This window comes from Lactobacillus fornicalis, assembly GCF_055362665.1.
Window position 1 is genome coordinate 1 of the sequence record NZ_JBLTIM010000028.1, and the last position, 5,034, is coordinate 5,034.

At 33.8% G+C, this 5,034-nt stretch carries 8 protein-coding genes; 2 read left to right on the top strand and 6 right to left on the bottom strand.

What is annotated here, in order from left to right; all coding sequences use genetic code 11:
• Positions 1-159 precede the first annotated feature (159 nt).
• Positions 160-570, bottom strand: coding sequence for a helix-turn-helix domain-containing protein (locus ACNDLV_RS06270; RefSeq protein WP_006587680.1), 411 nt, complete (start codon positions 568-570; stop codon positions 160-162).
• A 146-nt stretch (positions 571-716) separates the two neighbouring features.
• Here ACNDLV_RS06270 and ACNDLV_RS06275 point away from each other — a divergent pair, with 146 nt between their 5' ends.
• Together ACNDLV_RS06275 and ACNDLV_RS06280 are read left to right on the top strand one after the other, a co-directional pair.
• Complete coding sequence (locus ACNDLV_RS06275; protein ID WP_006585773.1) at positions 717-1,088, top strand: TetR/AcrR family transcriptional regulator; 372 nt, start codon at positions 717-719, stop codon at positions 1,086-1,088.
• Between the two features lie 2 nt (positions 1,089-1,090).
• Complete coding sequence (locus ACNDLV_RS06280) at positions 1,091-1,435, top strand: PH domain-containing protein (protein ID WP_006585774.1); 345 nt, start codon at positions 1,091-1,093, stop codon at positions 1,433-1,435.
• A gap of 36 nt (positions 1,436-1,471) precedes the next feature.
• Here ACNDLV_RS06280 and hemH read toward each other — a convergent pair whose 3' ends face one another.
• The 5 genes from hemH to ACNDLV_RS06305 form a co-directional block, all read right to left on the bottom strand.
• Positions 1,472-2,410, bottom strand: coding sequence for a ferrochelatase (gene hemH / locus ACNDLV_RS06285; protein ID WP_006587679.1), 939 nt, complete (start codon positions 2,408-2,410; stop codon positions 1,472-1,474).
• A 12-nt stretch (positions 2,411-2,422) separates the two neighbouring features.
• The gene (locus tag ACNDLV_RS06290) at positions 2,423-3,772 is read right to left on the bottom strand and encodes an MATE family efflux transporter (protein WP_006585776.1); all 1,350 of its coding nucleotides are present in this window, start codon (positions 3,770-3,772) and stop codon (positions 2,423-2,425) included.
• A gap of 108 nt (positions 3,773-3,880) precedes the next feature.
• Positions 3,881-4,063, bottom strand: a complete 183-nt coding sequence (locus ACNDLV_RS06295; protein ID WP_006587678.1) for a DUF2316 family protein — start codon at positions 4,061-4,063, stop codon at positions 3,881-3,883.
• 221 nt (positions 4,064-4,284) lie between these two features.
• Entirely contained in the window at positions 4,285-4,578 is a 294-nt protein-coding gene (locus ACNDLV_RS06300) for an LPXTG cell wall anchor domain-containing protein (protein ID WP_080545372.1), read from the bottom strand.
• 33 nt (positions 4,579-4,611) lie between these two features.
• Positions 4,612-5,034: Rib/alpha-like domain-containing protein (locus ACNDLV_RS06305; protein WP_498882988.1), on the bottom strand; the 423-nt coding region annotated here is incomplete at its 5' end.

A 5,034-nucleotide genomic window follows, 5' to 3' on the forward strand; every position in this document is an offset into this window, starting at 1 on the left:
ACAAAAAATTTGACAGTTTCCAAATTATAGTAAGCGCTTTTATAAGCTATCATTTTACTTCAACTTTTAACAAATAAATTTTTCTAAACTATCAAAATATGATTAATTAATAGCCAAATGAATTTTAATAGCTTCTTTAAACTTCAAAATCACTCAAAACTAATTTTTTTGTTTAGATTTTTGGCATTGATAATAATAATTAATCCAAGCAGATAATGGAATTGCAAAAATAAACAATATGCCTGCTCGCTCATCTTCAAAAAACATAATTAGTAACAAAACTATTGCAACGCAAGCTGACCACAAAATCACTTGTAAAGCATTTCGCTTTTTCCGTAAAATTTGTTCATTAATCTTAATGCTTTCTGATTTTGAGTTTCCTACTAAATAATCCAAGCTTACTCCATAAATTTTACTTAATTCAGTAAGTTTTTCTATATCTGGTATTGAATCACCCAGTTCCCATTTTGAAATAGATTGTCTTGATATCTTTAGTCTACTAGCTACTTCTTCTTGAGATAAATTATTAGCTTCTCTCAAATTTTTTAGACGTTCATTTAAGTTGTTCATTTTTCTATTCTCCTACATCGAAAATCTAAATAGATTTTATCGCACCCACTAGTTGCACACCAGCACTTATACAGCTTCGCTGCGCTCGCCACAGTTGCATATTTGTTATTTTTGACTAATCAGTCAAAAATAACTATAATAAAAACATGGGCAGAAAAAAGAAATATAATTCAAATGAAGTGATAGAAGCAATAACATCTGTTTTCTTACAGTATGGCTATGAAGCTACTTCTCTTGATACTTTAGTAAAAGCAACTGGTTTGTTAAGAGGAAGTTTATATTCTGAATTCGGCAGTAAACGTGGTATGTTTCTAACTGTTCTTCGGAATAATATGAAACAAGCTAAGGATGGTGAAAAAACAACTCACTTAATGCTCGTAGCAATGCTTGAGTTAAGCAGACGTGACAAAGAAATTCATGCTCTAATACAAGATTGGTGTCAGAGTTTTTCAAATAAGGAATTAGAGTTGCTCTTAGGTAAAAAGTTACTTTCTATTGCAAAAATCGAGAGGTATTAAAAATGAGAAATAAGCTAAGTATTGAAAATAACAATTTAATAGTCGAACCCCAAGGTTTAGATAAACTTTGGTCTCTCAAAAATAAATTAGTTATCCCCCTAAAGCATATCGCTGGTGCAACATTAGATAACACCATTCTTTTTGATAAAAAGGGATTACGTTCTCCCGGTACTGCAGCTTTAGGCTATTATGCCGGTAGCTTCCATTTAAATAACGAAATAAACTTTTATAACGCTAGAAAAGGTAGCGACATCATCGTGATTCAATTAAAAGAGGAACACTACAATCGCCTCATATTAGAAATCGATAATCCTCGCCAATGGATTGATAAACTTAACAATATATAAGAAAAACACTTGCGCAATATGCAAGTGTTTTTTTAGTTAAACTATCAAGCTCTTTACTAATTTAGCAAAATCCTCATCCCCATTAAATGGAGCTAAATAGTGAAATTCTTCTCCACCAGCGTTAAGGAAGTAACCTTTATTTTCAGATTCTAATTCTTCAATTGTTTCTAAACAATCTACAACAAACCCCGGCGCTAAAATCAAAACTTTTTTGTATCCTTCACTTGGTAACTTTTTCAATGTATCACTAGTTGCTGGTGTTAGCCATTCTCCCGGTCCAAATTTAGATTGATAAGTTTGATAAACAGGAATATTCGTATCAACTTTTGCCATGATTGCTTCAGTTGTCTTGGTGCATTCTTCATCATAGTTATCGCCCTGTTGCTTGTAAGACAAAGGAATACCATGATATGAAATAACAATTGCATCAATAGCATTTTTAGCTAATGCTTGCTTTATTTTTTGAGCAAAATAATTAGCATAAATTTCATTGTCATAATAAGAGCGGATGAAGTGCAAATTTACCACTTTATCAGTTTTCAAGAAATAATTCATTACACTGTCAAAAACTGAACCGACTGTTGTTCCAGAGTATTGTGGATACATTGGCACGATTGTTAAATCATCTACTCCTTGGTCTAACAACTTATCTAAACTAGTTTCAATACTAGGAGCACTATAACTCATTCCATATTCAACAAGATAATCTGGAAAAAGTTTTGCAACATTATCACGTTGCATTTCGGTATAACGAAGGAGCGGAAAACCAGCTTCAGTTTGAATCTTTTCATACATTGCCGCAGATTTTTTAGGTCGTGTATTTAAAATAATCCCATGCAAAATAGCCTTCCAAAGAAGACGAGGCATTTTAATTACTCGCTCATCACCTAAAAATCTTTTTAAAAATTCTCGTACATCCTTAGGATTAGCCGATTTTGGTGTTCCTAAATTAACTAATAAAATTCCTTTTTTCATGTTTTATCCTTTTCAGTTATTATTTTGTTCTTTCATAATTTTTGCTTTTAAATTAAGACTCTTGGAAAAAATCACATATCCAATTGTAAAAGTAATTACATCTGAAGCAGCTTGAGCCCATACAATTCCATGTAGTCCCAAAAATCTTTGTAAAACAATCATCGCAAGCAAATAAACGATTCCTTGCCGAGCCAGTGACATTATCAAAGCACCCCAAGCATTACCAATTGATTGAAAAACAGTCGTATAAACCATAATAATACCAGCTAAAGGTGTAGTAATTAAAGTGGCTAGTAACATATAACTACCTGAATTAATAATTAGTGAATCGTTCATAAATAAGCCTACAATCTGATGGGCAAAAACAATTAATATTAGAGCAGAAACTATTGCATAAACAACTTGCACAAAAATATCAAAGCGCAATACTTCTTTAAGTCGCTGCCAGTTTTTAGCACCATAATTAAACCCAATCAATGGCTGAGAACCGAAGGTAAAACCAACAATCGCTAAGATTACAATACTATATATCTTCTGAGTTATTCCCATAGCGGCCACTTCCTTAGCCCCATATGCAGCTAATGTACTATTAAGAAGTGCCATGCCAAAAGTATTAGCAAATTGATTTACCGAACTAGGAATGCCTATTGCAATCACTTCATTAAATAAATGGCTCTTTACTTTCATGAACTTAACTTTAGCATTAATAAATTTAGCTCGTTTAATCATGTAATAAAACAGCACACTATCTGTCACAATAAAGCCAATAATATTTGCTGTAGCAACACCAGTAGCTCCCATTTTTAAAACAAATAAAAATACTGGATCTAGAATAATCGCAACTACTGTTCCAGAAATCGAACCAATCATTGCTTCAACTGCTAGTCCTTCAGTGCGCAACAAGTTTTGAGGTATCAGTGAACACATAATGAATACCGCCCCAATTGCTAGAACCCGATAAAACTCTGCGGCATCTGCATAAGTACTTGCTCTTGCACCAAAAAGCCATAAAATCTGCTTTTCAAATACAAATAATATCGCTGTTAAAATAAAACTTGTAATAATTCCTGCATAAATCGAGAAACTACTTACTCGTCTAGCTTCTTCATATTTCTTTTCCCCGAATAAGCGAGAAATTACGCTACTGCCACCAAGTCCCAAAATATCAGAAAATGCAATTAAAAAATTAATAAGTGGCGTACTAATAGTGACAGCGGCAACTAAATTTGCATCACCAGTTTTAGCTACAAACATAGTATCCACTAAGTTATAGACCATCGTAGTAATCATACCTAAGACTACTGGAAAGGCTAGTTTAAAATACACCTGTTTAATAGGTGCTTTTGCAAATAGAGTGTTCATGGCTTCCTCCTAAAGTAAACTATTACTAATTATAAGTGGATTTTTTCAAAATCATAGCCTTGTTTTTTAAAAAGAAAAAAGCGCCTTTCATTAAGGACTCTTAATTCTCTACCTCCCAGGCGTATCATAACTAAACCAGCGATTGGCTGAATAATGAGCCATTTTTGACCAAGGATATACTTCTTTTCCTTCACGCTTAAGCATATCTTCTAAATAATCGCGCACCTTCCAAACATAGGCAGGATTAGGATTTTCCATAGATAAGACAGAATCTAAATCTGTTAAATTCAAGCGAGTATTCCGACAAACACGTCTTTACTGTAATTTAACCGGTGAAAATTTTCGTTTAATTCAATTTTTGTATTTTTTCTTTCTTCTGGCGTAAGCATTACTCAACCTCTTTTTTAATCTTATATTTTTTATTAGATCACACCAAAAAAGCCACAATATCCAAATGATATTGTGACTTTTAACGTTATATCAATTAATAAACCGGGGGGAATAATGTTTTATTAATCTTCCTTCTTCTTCTTCAAGAATAATCCTAAACCTGCAATACCAACTAATGCAGCACCTAATGCAGAGAGTGTAGCTGAATTTTCACCAGTTTGTGGCAATTTATTAGCTGTTACTTTGCTAATATTATGTGCTTTATTCTCATTGCTATTATTTGCATTAGTTTGAGAATTATTTGTAGCAGTTGCCGGACGAGTGATTGTTATTTCAACTGTCTTTTCACCTTCGCCTGGGATTGTAATTACTACTGGTACCTTTGCACTTTCACCTGGTTTGAGGTTCTTAGCAATTTCTTCTGCTCCTTCACCCCATCTTACCTTAGTTCATTCTGGCAAGTCACCTAAGTTAGTTACTGTAGTATCTGCTGATGGTAAGCTTCCATCACCATTAGTGTTTACATCACGGGTCTTTGGTTCTACTGTTTCTGTCTTAGGACGAGTAACAGTTACTTCAACTGTCTTTTCACCTTCGCCTGGAATTGTAATTACTACTGGTACCTTTGCACTTTCACCTGGTTTGAGGTTCTTAGCAGTTTCTTCTGCTCCTTCACCCCATCTTACCTTAGTTCCTTCTGGCAAGTCACCTAAGTTAGTTACTGTAGTATCTGCTGATGGTAAGCTTCCATCACCATTAGTGTTTACATCACGGGTCTTTGGTTCTACTGTTTCTGTCTTGTGGACTGGGATTTCTACATCCTTAGTTGAACCATCTGGGAAGTGAACTGTTGCTGGAATGTTCTTGGTGTC